The sequence below is a fragment of the Gammaproteobacteria bacterium (ex Lamellibrachia satsuma) genome (genome assembly GCA_019623805.1).
GTDB lineage: Bacteria > Pseudomonadota > Gammaproteobacteria > Chromatiales > Chromatiaceae > QGON01.
The window spans coordinates 1,428,553-1,446,220 of the sequence record CP053680.1; the positions used below are offsets into that span (position 1 = coordinate 1,428,553).

Consider the following 17,668-nt stretch of genomic DNA (forward strand, 5'->3'; position numbering starts at 1 on the left):
TGGGGACCGTTAAAATCTTTTCTAAAGTCCACTATGTCAACTGCCGATAAGGCTACAGGCACTGGGGAAAAAATGGAGGAAGTGGCCATGGGAGAACCGACACCAACAATATTGGTGGTGGACGATGAGGTCTTTAATCTGGAGATCCTCAACGAACACCTGGAAGATGCGGGCTATACGCCGATAGGTGTGGAGAACGGCCGGCAGGCCTGGAATCTGCTGAAGGAAACGCCTGAACGCTTTGATGCCGTACTCCTGGACCGCATGATGCCGGAGATGGATGGCATGGAGGTGCTTGCCCGGATCAAGGCACATCCCACCCTGAGTGCACTCCCCGTAATCCTGCAGACCGCCAAGGCTGCCAAGGAAGACGTGCTGGAAGGTCTTCAGGCCGGAGCCTACTATTACCTCACCAAACCGTTCAATAATGATCAGCTGCTCGCCATCCTGAAAACGGCTGTTGGCGACTACCAGCATTACCGTGTTTTGCAACAGGAAACACGTCATACATCGCACGCTCTCACTTTGATGGACAAGGGGCAATTCACTTTTCGCACACTGAAGGAGGGGCGTGACCTGGTCACCCTACTGTCCAATGCCCATCCGGAAGCCGCCAAGGTGGTGATGGGGCTATCGGAACTGGTGATCAATGCAGTAGAGCACGGCAACCTGGGCATTACCTACAACGAAAAGTCCAGGTTGAATGAAGAAGGTACCTGGGAGAAAGAAGTGGAAAGGCGTCTGGCCCTGCCGGAAAACGCCACCAAGACAGCCAGCCTGTCATTCGAACGCGCCGGAAGTGAGATACGTTTCCTGATCCAGGATCAGGGAGATGGCTTCGACTGGCAGGAGTACCTGGAGATGAGTCCGGATCGGGTCTTCGATACCCATGGCCGTGGCATCGCCATGGCCAAGATGGTGAGCTTCGACAATCTGGAGTACCTGGGCAAGGGCAATCAGGTGGTTGCGACGATTTCCATGAATCCTGCCGATGCTTGATATTCCACTGGAAGTTGTACGCGCCCTGATTCTGCTAAGCCTTGTGTGGTGGCTGTGGTTACAGGGGACAAAGAAAAATCTCTATACCCGCAAAGGCTGGAACTTCATCCTTACAGGATTCTGCCTGCTGCTGCTTGGCAGCCTCCTCGACATTTCCGACAATTTTGAAAGCCTCAACTGGCTGTTGATCGTCGGTGATACTGAGATGGAAGCGTTTCTGGAAAAATTTGTCGGATTCCTCGGTGGCTTTTTGTTATTGGCATTTGGTCTGGTTAAGTGGATACCTGAAGTACATGCTCTTTCCGAAGAAATCAATGAGCGCAGGCGCACTGAAGAAGAACTGCTCCAGCACCGGGATCACCTACAGGAACTCGTAGCAGAGCAAACCGCTGAACTGATGTCAGCCAAGGAAACTGCAGAGAAGGCTAACCAAGCCAAGAGCGAATTCCTGTCCCACATGTCACATGAGCTGCGTACCCCCATGCATGCCATTCTGAGTTTTTCCAGGTTCGGAATGAATAAGATCGACACGGCGCCCAAAGAGAAGCTCTTTCATTACTACTCCAACATTCACCTGAGCGGTGAGCGGCTGCTGAGTCTGCTCAATGACCTGCTTGATCTCTCTAAGCTGGAGTCGGGGCGCATGCACTTTGAGATGAAGGAACAGGATCTGAAGGTCCTTGTTGAGAGTGCGGCCGCAGAATACGAATCCCTTTTCAGGAACAAGAGACTGACCCTGGAGATAGTGGGGTACGAACGCGAGACCATGGCCTGGTGTGATGGGGAAAAGATCGGGCAGGTGGTGCGCAACCTGCTCTCCAACGCCATCAAGTTCACACCGGAGGGCAAGAGCATCAGGGTCTCTTTCGGTGAGTCCAGTCCACCGGCAGGGCAACATCGCACCGATACCGACACACTACTACCCTCTATCTCCCTCAGTGTCAGCGATCAAGGGATGGGGATTCCAGAGGATGAACTGGATGCGATATTTGATAAGTTCATTCAATCCAGCAAGACCCGGGCAGGTTCTGGTGGCACGGGATTGGGTCTGGCGATCTGTAAAGAGATCATCAATGGTCATGATGGGCAGATTCAGGCAGCAAACAACCCGGAAGGCGGGGCGGTTTTTTCATTTACCATCCCGCACAAAACAACGGGTGTGCATGAATGATCTCTGCTTCATTAAAGAGATCTATATTTTTATTCCGTAATAATGGTTTCAGGTCGGCTTCTGTTTATTAGAATAACAAGAAAAAATAAAGGTCAGGTCTTCAATCCAGCGCTATCCGCTTTTCACTATACTGCCCACTTCGCGACTTACAGAGGGATAATGCCAGCCAAAATGGCCGACTAGTGGGCCATGCGGAAAGTAAGGAAATAGATTTTATTCATTTGTGGTGCCTGGCAAGGCGCAAGACCGCCGCTGTAGCCATTCTACAGCAAGCGTCTTGCAACGACGGCAGACGCCGCGAAGGGATGAAAGCTGTGAACTTATTTTCCGCATGGCCCACTAGCTCTTTCACATGATGTAGTCGCCAGAAAAACAGGCCTTAGAGTCGCTTTATAGCGTCCTTGAAATACAAGTCCACACGCCGATGATGGCGATTAACCGACTGAGTATAAACGTCGTTTATGAATGCCGCATTCCCTGCGACAAATTACCTCACCAGGGTAGACAGGGGGACCCGAAAGCAGGTTTCAGCCCTACACCTCAAACCGCGCAACCATGCCATTCACCTCTGCCGTCTTATCCGACATGGATGCAGAGGCGGCTGATGTCTGCTCGGCCAGAGCTGCATTCTGTTGGGTCATCTCATCCATCGACGTAACGGCTCTGTTGACCTGGTCGATGCCGGCAGACTGTTGTGAGCTGGCAGCAGCAATCTCAGCGATGATGTCACTGACCTTTTTCACCGCATCAACAATCTCTTCAAGCGTGCCTCCCGATTTGTCGACCAGTTCTGCGCCCAGCTGAACCTTTTCACCGGAATCCTTGATCAGCTCTTTGATCTCTTTGGCAGCAGTGGCACTTCGCCCGGCCAGGTTTCTGACTTCTGTGGCAACCACGGCAAAACCCCTGCCCTGTTCGCCGGCACGCGCCGCCTCGACAGAGGCATTCAGTGCCAACAGGTTGGTCTGGAAGGCAATTTCGTCAATCACACCGATGATCTCGGCAATCTTGGCGCTGGAAGTATTGATGGCATCCATCGCCTGCACAGCCTGGCCGACAACTGCGCCCCCTTCCTCCGCCTTGTTGCGGGCATTGGCAGCGAGCTGATTGGCCTGCTGGGCATTGTCGGCATTGTTACTTACCGTGCTGGTCAGCTCTTCCATCGAAGAGGCGGTCTCTTCAAGGCTGGAGGCCTGTTGTTCGGTCCGGGCGCTGAGGCTGTTGTTGCCGGCAGAGATCTCGTCAGCAGTGGTACGCATCTCATCCATCGACTCCCGCAGTTCGCCGAGGGTCCCTCTCAGATTGTCGAGGGTGCCATTAACGTTGCCTTTCATAACTTCAAAGGAGCCGTGATATTGACCACGAACGGGATGGGTCAGGTTGCCTTGGGCCATCATGGACATGACCTCTGACAGATCCTGAAAGATCAGTTCGACCTGTTCGATGAGGGAGTTGATGCCTCCCCCCAGTTCTTTGAAGAAGCCTTGTTTGTTGTGGGTTTCGATGCGGCGTGAAAGATCACCTTCACGGGCTGCGGCTACGATTGATTCGACTTCAGCCTCGACCGCAACTTCAGCGGTTCGTTCTGTCCACTCCACAGCGGTACCCAGTCGTTCCCCCTGTGGATTGATGACGGGATTGGCGACGGTGCGCATGGTTCTGCCGCCAATCACGAACTCCGATTCATAAGGCTTTTCGAGGTTCTCAAGCTGACTAGCCTGATGATCAGCATGGCGGTGCAATGTATCGATGCTGCTGCCCAACAGTTGGTCGGAGTGGAAATCGGGCAGCTCCTTGCGGAAGTCGGCTTCGGCTTCGCCAAAAAGTTTGTCAGCAGCAAAGTTCAGATAGATGATGTTGCGTTCATTGTCGGCCATCATGACGCTGCTTGATACATTGTCCAGCGCCATGCGGATACGGGATGCCTCATCGGCACGTTGCTGGGTCTCGTCGATGTTTCGTTTGAGATTTTTGATCATCACCTTCATGGAACTACCCAACTGACCGATCTCATCCTTACTTGTAATATCGACTGCCTGGTTTAGGTCACCACTAGCGATGCCCTTGGCGATCTCGTTGGCACGATTCAACGGTTGAGTGATAGCACGGGTGAGTAGCACGGCCCCCGCAAGAGAGATGATCGCAGCAATGAGTAGAACACCGGCGATGGCATTGCGTGAAACACTGATCTCACCACTGAAGGCTTCGGAGAGACTACGGATATCCTGGTTGGCTGAAACCACACCGCTACTCAGCTCTTTGACTTTTTTCAGTTCACTGGCCAGGGCCTTGATGCTGGCTACCTGGGTGTCGATGCTTTGCGTGAACTCGGCCATCTTGCCGACGGTGCGTGAGACGCTGATCAGGGCTTCACGGCGCATGGTCTCCTCAATATCGCCTACTGCATCGGTGACGTCCTCCAGGGCATATCGGGCATCACCTTCAGGTAGTTCCTCCGCTGTTTCGCTTACTTCTTCTACCAGTCCTTTCATGGTGGACGAGATGCCTTTGAGTTTGCGCTCAAGCACTTTGACATGCATGTTGGTACGGCTGATATCGTCGACGACCGCGAGCATACCCTCTGATATCTGGGCGAGATTGTTGTCTGCTAAGGTGATGTTCTCTTCAGTGGTACGTGAATTATCAACACCGGTGGCTGATTTCGTCACCACGTCGCTGAAGCCGCCACTCAGGCTGCCAAAAGAGAAGAAGGTCAGTATCAGTACCGCAAGGAGCAGAAGGCTGATCGTGATGCCTCCTCCCAGCAATTTTAATTTAATGGTCACCTTTTACCTCGTCCAGAATGATTGAAGATAATGAAACAGGCAGGCAATGGAGCCGTATCTGCTCCATCGCCTGGCGCCCATATCACTTCGCGGCTTCTTTCTCGTACATGCCGACGGCCTTGTTCATCTGCTTGAGCAATGGCAGGTTGGTTTCAGCCAATACTTTGATTTTATCTTTAGGGATTTCGGTGGTTTTGTGGTCAGCACCATAATCAATGATGGGTTTGAACTTGGCCCACAAGCCATTCACCACACCCAGCTGGTCGCGAATATGCTGTGGCTTGGTGCCGGGCAGGCCCAGGGTCTCATCGCCATCGAGCAGGCCCTTGAGGGTACGCTCGAACAGTGTGCTGGTCTCAAGCAGAGCCAGTTTGCTGTCATCCTGTTGATAACCGTAGGCAACAAAAAGGAACTCCTTGCTCATCTTCTGGGTCAGCATGCGCTGCTTGCCCGACAGGTTGAGGGTGGCAGCCAGGCCGGGAGCACTTTTCAGGCCGCCTTTTTTTGCATCCTTTTCATAGAGCCCTACCGCTTTATTCATCTGTTTGAGCAGGGGTATGTTTTTGCTCGCAACGAAATCAACCTGCGCCTTGGTGACCGCTTTACTGGCGATGATCTCCTTGACTGTCGGGTAGAACTCAGCCCAGATGGCATCGATTTTGTCGAGCTGACGCAGGATACGACCGCTGTTAGTTGGGGGCAGGCGTAATTCGTCACTGCCGTTGCGCAGCCCCTTGAGGGTTTTATCGAAGAGTCCCGAGGTCTTTTTCAGGTTAGTGATATTTTGTTCTTTAGCCTCATTGAGGGCGACGAGCATGATCTCCTTGCTCATTTTCTGGGTCAGCATGCGCTGTTTGCCCGACAGGTTGAGCACCACGCCATACTCGGCAGAGGTGGGGCCTGCCGCCTGCAGGTTGAGGGGAAAACTGGTGATAGTGGTGAGTAGAACTAAAAGAAAACCGATTCGGTTTGATCGTGTGAGGTGCTTGAGAGCTAACATCTGCAAATTCTCCAGAGTGGTGGATCGCAGAGGACGTTGCTCATTGTTGATTACGCCCCCTGCGGCAATCAGGTCTAACAGAACTGCTATCGGCTTATTTCTCTGGGACTTTAGGGTGAATTGCGTAGAAACTTCCTGTCCGAACCTGTCAGTAGAAAATCGCCTGGCGGAAAAATGCTTTTCGTCACCTCAGACAACGATATTGATCGGAAGCAAGGGGGTCAGGTGGGCTGAATCAAGACGCTTTGCTCTGCAGGATAGAGCGAACAGTTTCTGTTGCATTTTCCAATTGTCGCACGCGTTTCCACAACATGTTTGGGGCATTTTCATAAATAGTGATTAGTTTGCCTGCGACCACCCAAACCAACTCACGCCGCTTCTTAAACCGACCTACCATGTCAGCTTCCCATTCCCGGTTAAGTGCTTCGATATCCCGGTACGGAAATTCGATAAAGAACGTTTTCCACCGTTTGGATTTGAGGGGATTTCCAGGCGCCCGCCTACACCACCAGTCTGGATGAACCGATAGCGTCTCATCAAACAGGGCCTCAACTATTGGAGTCTGATTCATGACCCTTTCAACAGAGCGACTTGCCTTCTGTATATCATCGGAGAAATACATCGTTTCGGTTTCTTCGATAAACTCCCGAATAGCGGTCTCCCGGTAGTCTTCATCCACACCCAGGCCACCCCCGAAATCAATAAGATAGCCTGTCTTTCTGCCGGTAAAGGTAGTTTGGAACAAAAAGTAGACTTTGCAGTCGCTTACAGCAAAGGGGATTACGCCGGCGCCCATATCCTGTTCCTCCACGCTATTTCCAATACTGAGTTTTTATTCTAGGTTAATCTTTGTCATATGGAAGAAAAGACGAGGTCAGGCTGCGCTAGGAAAAGAAAATGAAGCGGTGGGGCGAATATCATTCGTAAATGAACGGCATCAAGAGATGGATCCCGCAGATTTCTCTATACTCGGGGTAGATCTTCTCCGGACTCCATTTTTGCCATGATCGGACCAACGGCCACCGCCACTTCCTTGAACCCTACATTGACGCCGACGATACGGCGCCAACTGGGGGAAAATGAAACATCTGCCGAAGGGAGACAACAGGCTTCGGACTTCCCCACCCGATCCTCCCGGAGTGACGAAAAAACCGCTTCCACCAATGAGCCAAAGCCGACACAGACCACCGATGAACTAGGCACAACTGAACTACGCTTGGTGCAGGAGCTGAAAAGCCGGGATCAGGCCGTCAGAGCCCATGAACTCGCGCACCTATCTGCCGCAGGGCAATACGCTCGTGGTGGCGCCCAGTTCGACTACAAGGTCGGCCCGGACGGCAACCGTTACGCCGTCGGCGGCGAGGTGAGTATCGACTCCTCCAGGGAGAGCGACCCGAAACGGACACTTGAGAAAGCGGAGACTATACGCCAGGCGGCACTGGCCCCCGCCGATCCTTCCAGCCAGGATCGCCGCGTGGCCATGCAGGCAACCGCAATGGCGGCCCAGGCACGGGTGGAGATTGCAAGGGAGCAGTCACAGGGAGAGGGAGAAGCAGGCAATCAACAGCCGTCTTCAACTGCCAGAGGCATCGACCGGCTGATAACGGTACAGTCCGCCGACCAACCAGACCCTGTGTTGATCGACATGAGTGTCTGAGATTCATAAAGGGTCATGCACCATCGGGGCTGCCTTCCCTTTCAGTGCGGCGGGACTATACTCACAATGTGGAAGTGAGACGGCATCGACAGTGAGCAATGATCTGCCTCCAGATCACTGCACCCAGCCTTTGACTACCGAAACACCAAGATTGGCAGGCAGCCAATGACCGAAGAGAGCGCAAAACAGTGGCTTCGTCAGACCATGCTCAACAATGTTGAGAGCTACTCTTTGAGCAACTATGCCGGTCCCACCGCCCCCAGAGACCTGGCGCCGTTTCTCCGCGCCGCCGCCAGCGGGCTCATCGGTACCGTGAACGGAGGCAGCAAACACGCGCTCTCACCGATGTACAGCTTCATGGATGCCCAGCCGTCATACTCGGCGGGTCAGTCAAAGACCCTCTATACCTACAAGGTGGGCGCCTTCTTCTGTCGCCTGTTTCGCCGAATCAGCAGCAAGCTCAACCACAAGCTCACCATGTATGACCTCTGGCACGGACATTTCGTAAACACGGATACCCACGGAATGGTCATCATCTTCCACGCAAAGGAGCAGCCCAGCAACTTCCAGACCGATGGCGTGGACAATACCAAGAGTCCATTCGCCACCACTGATGCCTGTTTCAACGGACGCAACGTACTCTGGCTCTCGGGCAGTAATCGTTTCTATGCTCTGGACACGGGAGATGGATCGGACATCTACAATCACTACCTACTCGACTCGGTCTCCACCTACGACAAAGACATCGCTCCCCTCTTCATAAAGACCCGAACTGTCTGGGAGTACCACCTCGGCACTCAACGAGGCCTCGTCTATTACAAGATCCACACCTCGAAACTGAAGTGGAAAAGCACTCATGTGGTGATAGCACCGTAGACCACACACCATAGGGTCTTGATACCCCACCTCAAAGCGGCAACGCCATCACCATCGCATCTTCCCGCCCCTTTGCGGCAGGATAGTAGCCGCGACGCAAACCCACCTCGCAAAAACCGATACGTTCATAGAGTTTCAGTGCGTTTCGATTACTGATTCGCACTTCGAGAAAGGCAGTGTCGGCCCCACGCTGCTTGGCCAGCTTCAACAGCCGGTCGGCAATCTTTCGTCCAAACCCCAAACCATGATGTTCGGGATGGACACAGATATTGAGCAGATGACACTCATCCAGTACAACCGACATGACACCGTAGCCGATAATCTTCTGATCGAGACTGAGCGCCCAACAGGAGTAACCTGATCTCAGGCAGTCCCTGAAGATACCCATGCTCCAGGGATACTCGTAGACCAGCTCCTCGAGTGCCAATACCTCATCGAGATCCGACTGGGCCATGGGACGGATGTTGAGCAACGGTTCATCAAGTTGCGCGCTCACTGTTCGCGCAGCAGGGATAGAGCCAATTGCAGATCCTGCCAGGATTTTGCCTTCTGCTCAGGCGAACGCAGCAGGTAGGCGGGGTGATAGGTCACGACCAGCGGAGTGGCAGACTCACCAAAATTGTGGATCCGGCCCCGCAAACGACCGACAGGAATATCGGTCTTAAGCAGATTATGGGCGGAGATACGTCCCACGGAGAGGATCACCTTGGGTTGGATGAGGGCGATCTGCTGCCGCAGAAAAGGCTCGCACTGCAACGCCTCATCCTGTTTGGGATCACGGTTGTTGGGCGGGCGGCACTTGAGGATATTGGCGATGAACACCTCTTCCCGCCGAAACCCCATCGCCAGCAGCATCGCATTCAACAACTGCCCGGCCGGACCGACGAAGGGTTCACCCTGCCGATCCTCATCCGCACCGGGTGCCTCCCCGATGATCAGCAGATCAGCCTGGGTATTGCCGACACCAAATACGGTCTGGGTGCACCCGGCCCGCAGACTACAGGCGGAACAAGCGCTTACACGCGCCCGTAGATCGCGCCACTGATCCACTGCGGACTCAGCCATCGGCACTGTTGCAGCTGTTTCCACAGCGGTACTCTCATCGGCAGTCCGTTCAGGGACCGGCAGAGACTCTGCCTCAGGCACTATCGTCTCCGGGGCAACCGCAGCCGGAGGATCACGGCGCTGCCATGCCGTGATCCCCATCGCTGTCAGATAGGCTTTGCGCCGGGCCTCTTCCATGGATCCCGACTGTTACACATCCCCGGATTGGGGATGCGCCTTCTCCATCGGTTCCAGGATCTTGTTGACCGCGTTGATATAGGCCTTGGCGGAGGCAATGACGATATCGGTATCCGCCCCCTGGCCGTTGACGATATGACCGTCCCTTTCCAGTCGCACGGTCACTTCACCCTGAGCGTCTGTACCGCTGGTGATGTTGTTGACCGAATAGAGCTGCAGTTCGGTGCCACTCTCCACCAGGGCCTCGATCGCCTTGAATGCCGCATCTACCGGACCACCTCCGGCAGCACTGTCGGCCAGCTCTTCGCCATCGACACAGATCACGATGTTGGCGTGGGGGGTCTCACCGGTTTCCGAGCAGACCTTGAGGGAGACCAGCTTCACCCGCTCGTTCTCCGCCTTGGATCTTGCATCGGTCACCAGCGCCTGCAGGTCTTCATCGAAGATCTCATGCTTTTTGTCGGCGATATCCTTGAAACGGGTGAAGGCCGAGTTAAGATCCTCCTCCGTCTCGAAGCTGATACCAAGCTCCTCCAGACGGGCACGGAACGCATTGCGGCCGGAGTGTTTGCCGAGGACCATGCGGTTATGGCTCCAGCCGACATCCTCAGCGCGCATGATTTCGTAAGTCTCGCGTGATTTGAGCACACCGTCCTGATGGATGCCCGCCTCATGAGCGAAGGCATTGGCGCCGACGATCGCCTTGTTGGGCTGCACCGGAAAGCCGGTGATATTGGAGACCAGCTTGGAACTGCTGACAATCTGGGTGGTATCGATATTTGTGCTGCAGGGGAAGACGTCGGCGCGGGTGCGCACCGCCATCACAATCTCTTCCAGGGAGGCATTGCCTGCCCTTTCACCAAGGCCGTTTATGGTGCACTCCACCTGCCGCGCCCCGTTGTCCACTGCCGCCAGCGAGTTGGCGACAGCAAGCCCGAGATCATTGTGGCAGTGCACAGAGAAAATCGCCTTATCGGAGTTGGGGATACGCTCACGCAGGGTCCGGATCATTGCGCCGAACTGGTGCGGCATGGCATAACCCACGGTATCAGGCACATTGAGGGTAGTGGCACCGGCATCGATCACCGCTTCAAAGATACGACAGAGAAAGTCGATCTCGGAACGACCCGCATCCTCTGCGGAGAACTCCACGTTGTCGGTGTACTGACGGGCTCTCTTTACCGCGCGTATCGCCTGCTCCACCACCTGATCGGGCTGCATGCGCAGCTTCTGCTCCATGTGGATCGGCGAGGTGGCGATGAAGGTATGGATACGCGCCGAATTGGCGGGTTTCAACGCCTCACCGGCACGGTCGATATCCTTGTCCAGGGCGCGGGCCAGACCACAGATGGTGGAATCCTGCACCATCTCAGCCACAGATTTTACTGCGTCAAAATCTCCGGCACTGGCAATGGGGAAACCCGCTTCAATGACATCTACCCGCATCTTCTCCAGTGCTTTGGCAATGCGGACCTTCTCGTCCTTGGTCATCGAAGCACCGGGACTCTGCTCACCATCACGCAGGGTGGTATCGAAAACGATCAATCTGTCTGGGTTATTCATAGTTCTGCTCCAACCACGATCGCCGGATAGAGGCTGAATCGGGATTTGAATCTAATCTGTTTGGAATGCTCTGCTGTTGCGTGTTATTTCGGCCCCCGCCGGGGCGCTCTCATGTATGCCCCTCAGGGCAGCAGTCGCAGCAGCAGGCTAAAAAGGAAACCAGGCAGGCGCGCGTCACCCGCCCCATGAAGGGATGCGGTAATCTGCTGTTTGCGCGCGAAAGAGATCATCTATCAGTTTCCGATGAGGGTAAGTCGAATATAGCGCATGCTTTGGGGTATGCCAAGCCATGAAATTCGACCCTGCAGGTTTTTCTACTTCTCATCCGACAGGTTGGATCGTTCCGCCCGCCTGCTTCGCAGTTGGGTCAGTGTCAACACGGGGCCGGAGACAGCATAGATCAGGAACAGCGCAAAAAGCACGGAAGGCGGATGGGTAAGCACTATGGCAAAACTCAGGGTCACCGCGACGATCACAATGAAAGGAACCTTGCCGTGAAAATCGATCTCTTTGAAGCTGTTGTAGCGGAAGTTACTGACCATCAGCAGACCGGTCAACAGGGTCAATACCGCCGCAGTCCAGCTCAGACTTTCCCCGCTCATCCCATAATCCACGCCGAGCCAGACCGCGCCTGCGATAATCGCGGCAGCAGAAGGACTGGGCAGCCCTTGAAAATAGCGCTTGTCGGCAACACCTATCTGGGTATTGAAGCGCGCCAGGCGCAACGCAGTACTGGCGGTATAGACAAAAGCGGCAATCCAGCCAAATTTACCCAGGCCCGTGAGCGCCCAAAGATACATCACCAGTGCCGGCGCAAGCCCAAAGGCCACCATATCCGCCAAGCTGTCATATTCAGCGCCAAACTCTGTCTGGGTATTGGTCAGGCGTGCCACACGACCATCGAGACCATCCATCAGCATTGCCACAAAGATCGCCACTGCAGCTTGCTCAAAACGATTGTTCATAGCAGCGAGAATGGCGTAAAAACCGGAAAACAGTGTCGCCGTGGTAAACAGGTTCGGCAGCAGATAGATACCACGCCTGCGTTTTTTGCCTTTTTCCGGAGATGATTCCATGGTTCTCACAATCTCTTGGGGAGTCAGGACTCAGTATAAGTTGAACAGGAGGATCACAACACCCCTGTCGCCTTTACATCCAGGTAGGTATTGACCAGTTCCACCGGGAGTTTGCCGGGCACGGTGTCGAGCAACAGCGCCCCTTGATGACGTAGACTATCATGGGTCAGGGAGCGGTTTGCGAGATAGTCAACCACCGATTGGAAAACCAGCGCACTCTCAAAACCCTGTACCGGCTGTGACAAAGTCTCATCCAGCGAAGTCTCCCGCAGATCAGCCACCACAACCAGATGTCGCCTTGTGAGCAAGGCCAAGGCACGGGAGAGTTCGGCACGATCATCATCGCGGCTGTTGGTAATCAGAATTACCAACGCCCGCCGGCGCTGCAGGGAAGTCAGTTCACGGGCAGCCGCCATGTAATCCGCCGCATCCAGGGTCGAGTCGAGATCATAGGTGCGATCCAATAAACGACGGATCAGATCCCCCCCCTTGGCCGGTGGCTGCCACCGCTTCTCCCCGCCGAAGGCGAGAAAGCCCACCGCATCCCCCTGTCTTGCCGCGACATAAGCGAGCAGCAACATGGCATTCAGCGCATGATCGAGATGGGCACCGCCTCCATCCATATGACGCATATGGCGTCCGCAATCCAGCAAAAAGACAAGCTGTTGGTCCCTTTCGTCCTGATACTCCTTAGAGATCAGGCGGCGGTAGCGGGAACTCGCCTTCCAGTCGATCTGCCGCATAGTGTCGCCGGCGCGATACTCCCGCAGTTGATGAAAATCGCTCCCCTCTCCCCGTCGCCGTCGATGACGCACTCCCAGCTGGCTCAACTTGTTATCGGTGGCAAGCAGGGCGAAATGGGCAATCTCGCGGAAGTTGGGAAAGACCCGCACAGTCTCCTGCAGCGGCAGATGTATCTTGCGGCGCCAGAGGCGCAGTGGTGAATGAAGAACAATATCACTGCCGTTGAAGTGACCATCTCCCCGTCGCTCAGGGAGGATCCGATAAGCCAGTGTCGCCGAGCGGCCTGCCGGAAGCTTAAATTCACGGGGCTGCCCTTCCACCCCATAATCAGGGGGATGAAAATCATGTACCACCAGGCTGAGACCATGACCACTGCGATTCTCCAGCTGCAGTTCCACCGGTGACCATACCCCCACCGGGATACTGCCACGCACCAGGCGGGTCAACATTGGTGGAACGATACGCCGCACCTGAAAAAAATCGAGCATCATCGTAGCAACCAATAGTGCTGCTGCGCCCTTCCAAACCAACCCGAGAGTCGGCAGAAAAGCGGTGAGCAGCGCAAGAATCAGCAAGGCCAGAACAAGATAGAGTGAGTTACGATCCGGGGTCGTGGAAAATAGGGGACGCACCACGTTTTCCTCATATCGGTTGTGTTTGGTAAAGTAAAATACTATATATGAAAAAATTGGTCACGGAGGACCATCATCATGCCAAGACGACCTCGCATAACACTACCCGGCGTACCCCATCATGTCTTTCACAAAGTGGCAATAATCGCCAGCCATGTTTCTTCGCAGAAGATGATTACCGACTTTACCTTGCTAATGATTACGGAAATATGCCGGGAAAACGGACTGCATGGTTGATGAAATCCGAAAAGCGACAAATGGGAATTATGCGTTAGGGAACGAGTGTTTTAAGAATGGCGCAGAAAATATGCCGGCAAGATGTGTGGTTCCGGGTAAGCCGGGGAGACTGCGGAAAAACCGAGATAGTTGACTAAAAACGTGGTGAGTCCCCTATTTCAGCGTTTCCGCGTATTTCATTTCCCTATCGAGATGCCAGTTTCGAGCAGAAGGAAACATAATAGACACCCATAGTGCTGAGTCCCTCAATTCCCATCGCACAATAATGAGGTCTTGCCTCCTTGCTATAGGGGTCTATTCCCTGTCTTTCGAGCTGTGCGGCCACATCATCCAATGAAATCTCTCCACTCTCGCTGACAGTTTCGCTTTCTTCCACTGGGTCGACAAATGTCTGTGGCTGACTTTTGAGAGGAGGATCGGTTCTAAAATCATATAGTTGATGTGCATATTGCAGTGTGGATTGAAGTTCTGCAAGGCTTGCATCGAGAAGTGGACTTTCACTGTCCTGCATTCTGTCCACATCATTTTCCAATATGCTGATTGCCTCTTTCTGAACCAAGGGTTTGATTGATGGATCCAGAACATCTATGCGTTTTGCCAGGCTGAGCAGGAGATCGGGTGAAAGTGATTCGTAGTAGTCAGGATTCGATTCGAGTATCACGGCTTGACCGGCCAGTAATTCGGCCTCATCCAGCAAACGCTTTGTATCATACGCTTGAATTGTTTGCCCCCACTGAGTGGTCACTGAATGGGTATAATTATTTGCTGTTGCAAGAACATAAGATTCTGCCGCAGCAACAGGAGTCACCACAAACAGGCTAACTGCAAAAGGTACAATTTTGCACCTGTTGAGTATGAGGTCCACATATTTCAGTAGTGCAGCGTTTCTGGCACTCTTCCTGACTGGCATTGCGAAGATGTTGTGTAAGACTTTCATTGCTGCACCTGCTGATTATATTTCCGTTACCCAGAATATCGGTGCCGTAACAGGACATCTTCAGTCGCCAGTTCACACTTCTCCCGGCATTGGCGCACACATTTTTTTTGCCTCCCGAAGAAATGAGAGTAAGTTCATGATTTTTCCCAAAAATGGGTAAAAAAATAGACTTATGCCATCGCTTTCCAGGAAATAAAACCTTGCATCCAGGGAAAAAGATTCATTTTTCCATGCCTTGATTGAGTTTCTATTGATCGATTTCAAAGCACGAAGGGAAGGTACTTCTGATCTTTGGGAAGATATAGACTGGGGAAGGGATGCCGGGGAGGAAGTAAGTTCAGTCTATCTTCATGGACGCTTGGGAGGCTCTGATTAATTGCGTCATTGTCATCTCGACCGTAGGGAGAGATCTCAAACTACAAAGTGCTTAGCAGGTTTCGAGGTATGTGATTTCTCACTACGTTCGAGTAGTGCTACACGGATGTAGCATTTACGAACCTAAGGATGGAAATGACAATTAATCAGAGATTCCTTAGATCTTGTTCGGTCACACGCCCTGGCGGGCTAAAGCCCAATTGTCACCACATTCAAAATCAGGGGGCCACTTTACTTTGCGAAAACGTTGTGTTCTCGAGCATGACCTTGTACGTGTAGCCCGAACCGATATCGATGTCATTCCTTAGCACACCGCTGGCAACTACCAGATCGCCTGGTGAAACCAACTCCGAAGAGGTTGTAATCAACTTGTTGTTCGGTTTTGTACCGGTACCATCCTGCAGGGTAATCCAATTCTTGCCCATGATGTTCTGATTAACCTTAATGACTCTTGCGCGCAGGCTTACAGACTGATCTTTCAGCTGGACAGACCTTTCAAGGATATCGGCAATCGTCTTGCCGTCAGCCAGCGGGGGGATCTCCCCCGGCGCGGGCGCCTGAACTGAAACGGATTTTTTCAGCACCATCTTTTCGCTTCCATGGCCCTCCGCTTCTTTTGCTGCACGGTGAATGTTGTCGACATCCTGGCCCACTCGGTGGGCCATCTGCACAAAGAAGATCGACTCAAACGTCCTGTCCAGGGTTCTGCTATGAAAATTTCTCATCTCTGCACCGCCACTGAACTTGACCTTGTCTCCCACAGCCACCGGCAAGCGGCTGGCTGCGATCCATATACCCGGTTCTTCGAGCCGCAAGTAAGTGTAGTTCCCCACGTCAATGATTTCGGCCACGGTACCTGTTCCCGAGCCTGCTGTTTCCGCTGCATTTATTGTTGAATGCATCAGGACACAAATCATTAAAATCGATAGTATGAATTTCATGAGAAAGCCTCTTGGTTCCTGCGTTAAAGGGAAAGTCGCGGCATGGCCGCTTGACAAATTTGGACGTGATCTATTCTGACTGACAGGCAAGCAACCTCGTCGCACCAGCCTATGGAGATTCACCCGCATCCAGAAATACTTATTCTTCTCACTGAAATATACCATCTATCCGGTAAGCAGGATAAATCCTACCCTAGGCACCGGATTTATACGTGCTAGGCTAACATACATTTAAACGTACTTGATAAGTATTCCAATACATAAGTACCGGGTGATGCCCTACCTTTGGAGTAGAAAAGTGAATCTTGAGTTGACAAAATATTCTTTGAAACCCATGTTGCAGTCTGGTTTTCTATTGGCAGTTGTTGTTAGCGGTATGGTGCTGGTTTCCGGGTGTGCCACCCACGCACCAACCCCGGAAGCCAAGGTAGCATCACCCGGACAATTTGTGTGGCCCGCGCCCCCGCAGCAACCTCGTGTCCGCTATCTCGGCAGCCTGAAATCCCTCGAAGACGTGGCCGGCAAGCCACAGCAAAACCTGCGTGACAGGCTGCTCGGCAAAAAGGACGGGGAGCACCGCACCCTGATTAAACCTTACGGCGTACACAGTGATTCGAAGGGACGGGTCTTCGTCGCCGATTCCGGCATCGCTGGCCTGGTGGTGTTCGATATCGAGAAGAAGGACCTGTCCTTCTGGGGTGCCAGTGGACCGGGGGCGCTGCGCAAACCGTTAGGTGTAACATCCGACGCTCAGGGCAATGTGTACGTCAGTGATGTCATTGACCATCGAGTGGTGGTTTTCGACCACGAAGGCAACTACCTCAATGCAATGGGTGGGCAAGACACCCTGATTACGCCGGTAGGCATGGTTTTCAATGAAAGAACCCAGCGCCTTTACGTGGCGGACTCCAAGAAACATCAGATCATCGTATTCGACCGCGAAGGAAATGTGGATTTCACCATCGGCCAGCAGGGTAGCGAAACCGGCAACTTAAACTCCCCGACCAACATAGCGATAGATAGGGAGGGACGCCTTTATGTAGCCGACACCTTGAACTTTCGCGTTCAAATATTTGCAGCGGACGGTACCCATATCAGCACTTTTGGCAAAATTGGCGACGGTAGAGGCGATTTTAGCCGCCTGAAAGGGATCGGAGTGGACAGCGAAGGGCACATTTACGCGGTCGATGCCGCATTTAATAATTTTCAGGTCTTTAACCAAGAGGGGCAACTGCTGCTGGTCGTTGGCCAGACAGGTACCGGTCCGGGAGGGTTTTATCTGCCGGCGGGCGCCCACGTGGATCAGAACAACCGGATTTTTATCGCCGATCAGTTCAACATGCGGATACAGATGTTCGAATACATCGGAGAATCAGACACGCCCCCACCACCACTATCGAAAATTTCAAATGATCCATAAAAGATAGGGTAA

The 17,668-nt window shown here is 53.3% G+C and carries 15 protein-coding genes; 5 read left to right on the forward strand and 10 right to left on the reverse strand.

Annotation, left to right across the window (positions count from 1 at the left end; translation table 11 throughout):
• The first annotated feature begins 72 nt into the window (after positions 1 to 72).
• Both HPY30_06010 and HPY30_06015 read left to right on the forward strand, forming a co-directional pair.
• Positions 73 to 999 carry a response regulator gene (locus HPY30_06010; GenBank protein ID QYZ67931.1) on the forward strand — a complete coding sequence of 309 codons (927 nt, stop codon included), beginning with the start codon at positions 73 to 75 and terminating at the stop codon, positions 997 to 999.
• Positions 992 to 2,170 carry a hypothetical protein gene (locus HPY30_06015; protein ID QYZ65578.1) on the forward strand — a complete coding sequence of 393 codons (1,179 nt, stop codon included), beginning with the start codon at positions 992 to 994 and terminating at the stop codon, positions 2,168 to 2,170. The genes HPY30_06010 and HPY30_06015 overlap by 8 nt, the downstream gene beginning before the upstream one ends.
• A gap of 533 nt (positions 2,171 to 2,703) precedes the next feature.
• Here the strand turns inward: HPY30_06015 and HPY30_06020 are convergent.
• From HPY30_06020 to HPY30_06030, 3 genes are all read right to left on the reverse strand, one after another.
• Positions 2,704 to 4,746, reverse strand: a complete 2,043-nt coding sequence (locus HPY30_06020; GenBank protein ID QYZ67932.1) for a HAMP domain-containing protein — start codon at positions 4,744 to 4,746, stop codon at positions 2,704 to 2,706.
• A 292-nt stretch (positions 4,747 to 5,038) separates the two neighbouring features.
• On the reverse strand, positions 5,039 to 5,956 hold the full coding sequence (locus HPY30_06025) for a hypothetical protein (GenBank protein QYZ65579.1): 918 nt from the start codon (positions 5,954 to 5,956) through the stop codon (positions 5,039 to 5,041).
• Between the two features lie 235 nt (positions 5,957 to 6,191).
• A complete protein-coding gene (locus HPY30_06030) occupies positions 6,192 to 6,767 on the reverse strand; it encodes a hypothetical protein (protein QYZ65580.1) in 576 nt (191 codons plus the stop codon).
• A gap of 192 nt (positions 6,768 to 6,959) precedes the next feature.
• Between HPY30_06030 and HPY30_06035 the strand changes: the two genes are divergently transcribed.
• Entirely contained in the window at positions 6,960 to 7,613 is a 654-nt protein-coding gene (locus HPY30_06035) for a hypothetical protein (protein ID QYZ65581.1), read from the forward strand.
• A 165-nt stretch (positions 7,614 to 7,778) separates the two neighbouring features.
• A complete protein-coding gene (locus HPY30_06040) occupies positions 7,779 to 8,489 on the forward strand; it encodes a hypothetical protein (GenBank protein QYZ65582.1) in 711 nt (236 codons plus the stop codon).
• 31 nt (positions 8,490 to 8,520) lie between these two features.
• Here the strand turns inward: HPY30_06040 and rimI are convergent, their stop codons facing one another.
• The 7 genes from rimI to HPY30_06075 form a co-directional block, all read right to left on the reverse strand.
• Positions 8,521 to 8,985, reverse strand: coding sequence for a ribosomal protein S18-alanine N-acetyltransferase (rimI, locus tag HPY30_06045; protein QYZ65583.1), 465 nt, complete (start codon positions 8,983 to 8,985; stop codon positions 8,521 to 8,523).
• The gene (locus tag HPY30_06050) at positions 8,982 to 9,731 is read right to left on the reverse strand and encodes a uracil-DNA glycosylase (GenBank protein QYZ65584.1); all 750 of its coding nucleotides are present in this window, start codon (positions 9,729 to 9,731) and stop codon (positions 8,982 to 8,984) included. Before HPY30_06050 ends, rimI begins: the two co-directional genes overlap by 4 nt.
• Positions 9,732 to 9,743: 12 nt before the next feature.
• Complete coding sequence (locus HPY30_06055; GenBank protein QYZ65585.1) at positions 9,744 to 11,294, reverse strand: 2-isopropylmalate synthase; 1,551 nt, start codon at positions 11,292 to 11,294, stop codon at positions 9,744 to 9,746.
• A 314-nt stretch (positions 11,295 to 11,608) separates the two neighbouring features.
• Positions 11,609 to 12,370, reverse strand: a complete 762-nt coding sequence (pssA, locus tag HPY30_06060; GenBank protein ID QYZ65586.1) for a CDP-diacylglycerol--serine O-phosphatidyltransferase — start codon at positions 12,368 to 12,370, stop codon at positions 11,609 to 11,611.
• A 53-nt stretch (positions 12,371 to 12,423) separates the two neighbouring features.
• Positions 12,424 to 13,746 (reverse strand): DUF58 domain-containing protein, encoded by a 1,323-nt coding sequence (locus HPY30_06065; protein ID QYZ65587.1) that lies wholly within the window; start codon positions 13,744 to 13,746, stop codon positions 12,424 to 12,426.
• 421 nt (positions 13,747 to 14,167) lie between these two features.
• Entirely contained in the window at positions 14,168 to 14,920 is a 753-nt protein-coding gene (locus tag HPY30_06070) for a hypothetical protein (GenBank protein QYZ65588.1), read from the reverse strand.
• Between the two features lie 593 nt (positions 14,921 to 15,513).
• A complete protein-coding gene (locus HPY30_06075; GenBank protein QYZ65589.1) occupies positions 15,514 to 16,197 on the reverse strand; it encodes a hypothetical protein in 684 nt (227 codons plus the stop codon).
• Positions 16,198 to 16,534: 337 nt separating this feature from the next.
• Here HPY30_06075 and HPY30_06080 point away from each other — a divergent pair, with 337 nt between their 5' ends.
• Positions 16,535 to 17,656: a 6-bladed beta-propeller gene (locus HPY30_06080; protein ID QYZ65590.1), complete on the forward strand. Its 1,122-nt coding sequence runs from the start codon at positions 16,535 to 16,537 to the stop codon at positions 17,654 to 17,656.
• Positions 17,657 to 17,668 lie beyond the last annotated feature (12 nt).